This window comes from Pedococcus sp. P1_H8 (assembly GCF_056405175.1).
Map to the genome: position 1 here is coordinate 1 of NZ_JBFUCP010000278.1, position 424 is coordinate 424.

Consider the following 424-nt stretch of genomic DNA (forward strand, 5'->3'; position numbering starts at 1 on the left):
CGGCCGCGAAGGCCAGCGCATGCGCCCGGCCGATGCCCCGGCCCGCACCCGTCACGATGACGACGCGGCCGTCCACCAATCCACTCACTTGTTCTCCTCTGTGTCTGCCGCCGCCAGGAAGGCGGGGCGCTCGCCGCCGCCGTGGACGGTCAGTGTCGAACCGCTGACGTAGGACGCCAACGGTGATGCCAGGAATGTCGCACAGTTTCCGATGTCCGCGGGCTGCGCCATCCGACCCAGCGGGACTGTCGCGCCGACCGCGGCGAGGCCGTCGGGTCCGCCGTAGTGCAGGTGAGACTGCTCGGTCTCGACCAGTCCGACGACCACCGAGTTGACCCGCACCCGCGGCGCCCACTCCACCGCCAGGCTCGTGGACAGGCTGTCGATGCCGGCCTTCGCGGCGCCGTAGGCCGCGGTGCCGGGC

Annotated in this window: 1 protein-coding gene; it reads right to left on the reverse strand. The window is 72.2% G+C overall.

Annotation, left to right across the window (positions count from 1 at the left end):
- Positions 1-84 precede the first annotated feature (84 nt).
- A partial coding sequence (locus tag AC1DYG_RS19995) for an SDR family oxidoreductase (RefSeq protein WP_477641586.1) occupies positions 85-424 on the reverse strand: 340 nt, incomplete at its 5' end.